General features: G+C 69.4%; 2 protein-coding genes. One reads left to right on the top strand and one right to left on the bottom strand.

Going from position 1 to position 3,033, the window contains the following annotated elements; genetic code table 11:
- Nucleotides 1-1,753: penicillin acylase family protein (locus AOZ49_RS13490; protein WP_054475843.1), on the bottom strand; the 1,753-nt coding region annotated here is incomplete at its 3' end.
- A 150-nt stretch (nt 1,754-1,903) separates the two neighbouring features.
- Between AOZ49_RS13490 and AOZ49_RS13495 the strand changes: the two genes are divergently transcribed.
- The gene (locus AOZ49_RS13495) at nt 1,904-2,884 is read left to right on the top strand and encodes a LysR family transcriptional regulator (RefSeq protein WP_054475846.1); all 981 of its coding nucleotides are present in this window, start codon (nt 1,904-1,906) and stop codon (nt 2,882-2,884) included.
- The last annotated feature ends 149 nt before the right edge of the window (nt 2,885-3,033 follow it).

A 3,033-nucleotide genomic window follows, 5' to 3' on the forward strand; every position in this document is an offset into this window, starting at 1 on the left:
TCATGGCCTTCAGGCGCGTCTCGATCTCGGCGTAGCGGTCGGCATGGCCCCAGACGATGGCGAACAGGTCGGTGGACGGATAGCCGCGCATCGGCTGGTTGTTCCAGTTGGCGATGAAGCCCTGGCGCGGGTTGTAGACCTGCGGATTGGTCGAGAACGGCAGCAGGCCCTGCCAGTCCATCTCGCCCGTGCCCGGCACCGGCAGGCGCGGGTCGTGGCCCGGGCGGCGCTTGGGATAGAAGCCGGTATGGGCGTAGCCGATGTTGCCGCGGTCGTCGGCGTAGTACCAGTTGATGGTCAGCGCGTGGCGCGCCGCCTGCGCCTTCCATTGTTCCCAGTTGGCCGACTGCGTCTTGCGGGTCCAGGCCATCAGCGATTGCAGTTCAAAGCCTTCCCAGGCGCGCGCCTTGGCGTAGGCCACGTGCTGCGCGTCGTCGAACTTGACGATCAGGCCGTGCACGCTGCGGTAGACGTCCAGCGCCACCGGCGCGGCGTCCTTCACCAGGATCAGGTCGGTGCGCTTTTCCAGCGTCTTCCATTCGCCGTCGTGGAAATAGCGGCTGCGGTCGGCCGGATCCAGCTTTTCCGCGAAGATGTCGACGTCATCGCCGAAGCCGGCGGTCGAGCCCCAGGCCACATGCGCGTTGTGGCCGAACAGGATGCCGGGATAGGCGAACGGCGTGTTGCCGACCACGTCGAAGCCGGCGCCGTGCAGGCCGATGCCGTAGGTGTAGGCCGGGTTCCACCAGCCGAACTGCGGACCGTTCAGCAGGATCGAACGGGCGTCCTTGGCATGGTCGCGGCCCACGATCCACATGTTGCTGGTGGTCGGGAAGCCGGCGATGCCCGGCTGGCCCGATTGCGCGTACTGCTCGGCCAGCCGCGCCCGCAGCGCCGCTGGCGCGCCGTCGACCACGCCGCGGGTGGCCGGGTCGCGCACCACGCGCTCGAGCATCGGTGGCGTGCCGTCATAGCGCGGCAGCGCATAGGCCAGCTTGTCCGCGCCTTCCGGCTGGAATACCGCCGGCTGGTAGCCGCCCTCTTCGGGCGGCACCGTGGTCGGCGCGCGGCTGTCGGTCAGCCAGCGCAGCTGGTTGAAAATGCGCATGGCCTCGGCGTCGCCGTGCCGGTCCTTCAGCGCCGTCAGCAGCGCCAGGTTGTCGATCTCGCTGTTCGCGTCCGAGAAGCGGTTGGCCATGGTGCCGATGAAAATCATCGCCACGTCGTAGGCGGTCCAGTCGGCCGGCGCGAAGCCCAGGTCGTTGAACTCCTTGGGCATCAACGCGCCGGGCTGGGCCCGCACCCGCGCCAGCCAGGCGTTCATGCCGGCCGCGTAGCCGTCCAGCACCTGGCGGTCCGAGGCCGGCAACGCCGCCAATTGGCGCTGGATGCGCTCGGGCGAGAAATTGGCGCGGATCGACTTGTCGAACCCCACCATCGATGCGCCCAGCACCTCGGCCACCCGGCCCTGGGTGCTGCGGCGCGCCATCTCCATCTGGAACAGCCGGTCCTGCGCCACCGCGTAGCCGTAGCCGTAGAAGATGCCGTACACCGTGTCCGCATAGACGTGCGGCATGCCATAGGCATCGCGCCGGATCGTGACCTTGCCATCGGCGCCCTGCGGCCGCGCCGCGACCGCCTCGGCGGCCTGTCCGGCGGCTGTCGCCGCGGGTTGCGCCACGGCCTGCGCCGCCATCGCGGGCAGGCACGAACTGGCCGCCAACAGGGCGGCCGACAACACATGCTGCTTCATTGAATCTGTCTCCGTATCGAATGGGACCGCGCCGCGAGCCTGCCGCGGGCGATGGCGGCGCCTCTGCCGGGCACCGTCCGCGGACCATGATACGGACGCCCAATCTATAATTCCAATGCATTTAATTCATATGATTCATGCGGTTGGAACATGGACTTCCAGAAACTCAAGCACCTGCTCGCCGTGATCGAACACGGCACCTTTTCGCGCGCCGCCGACAAGGTCAACCTGTCGCAGCCCGCGCTCAGCCGCAGCATCCAGGCGCTGGAAACCGAACTCGGCCTGCCGCTGCTGGACCGTGGCACCCGCCAGGTGCGCCTGACGCCCTACGGCGCCTGCGTGGCCGAGCGCGCGCGCCGCATGCGCTATGAAGAAGCCGAACTGCGGCGCGAGCTCAAGACCCTGGCCGGCGGCGAGTCGGGCGCCCTGTCTATCGGACTGAGTCCCACCCCCGCCTCGCTGCTGCTGACGCCCTTCCTGGCCCACATGGCCACCCGCCATCCGCAGGTGCGCGTGGCCGCCGAGCTCGGCGCCACCGCCGCCCTGCTCGAGCAGTTGCGCGCCGAACGCATCGACGCCATGGTCTGCGACGCCCGCATGCTCTACGGCGCCGCCGAAATCGACACCCGCCCCCTCGCCCCCCTGCGCGCCGGCATGGTCTGCCGCCAGGGCCACCCCATCCTGGCCCACCGCCGCCCCAACATCGACCACATCCGCCAGTACCCCGTCGCCTCCAGCACCCTCAGCCCCGAGGTCGCCCTGCGCCTGGCCGAAACCCTCGGCCCCGCCGGCGCCCCCGAACAGATGGTCACCGTGCGCTGCGAAAACCTCGACCCCCTGGTCCACCTGGCCCTCACCACCGACACCCTGCTGCTGGGCGTCATCTGCGTCACCCGCCACGAACAACAAGCCGGCCGCCTGGTCGAAGTCCCCCTGCCCCCCGACCCGCAACGCCAGGGCCACTACGTCCTCGCCCGCCTGGCAGGCCGCAGCCCGCTGAAGGCGCAGGACGCGCTCTACACCTTCACCCAGCAATGCTGGAACGACTTCGCCGCGTTCCAGCCAAAACAACCGCCGCCAGCAAGGCCCAAGAAGGGAACGCAAACGCCACCGCCCCGCCAAAAACCCTGAGCCAAGCCAGCCCCGTCGGCGCCAGCGACAACACGACAGCAGACCCCAAAACACCGACGGCAAGCCCCGACACAAGACCGCAACGCCCCGACGCCCCAAGAGCCCGCCGCCCAAAAAGGCCGCCCGCGCGGCCGACTTGGGCGCCCCCG

The sequence above is a fragment of the Achromobacter sp. 2789STDY5608615 genome, assembly GCF_001298995.1.
Classification (GTDB): domain Bacteria; phylum Pseudomonadota; class Gammaproteobacteria; order Burkholderiales; family Burkholderiaceae_B; genus Achromobacter; species Achromobacter insuavis.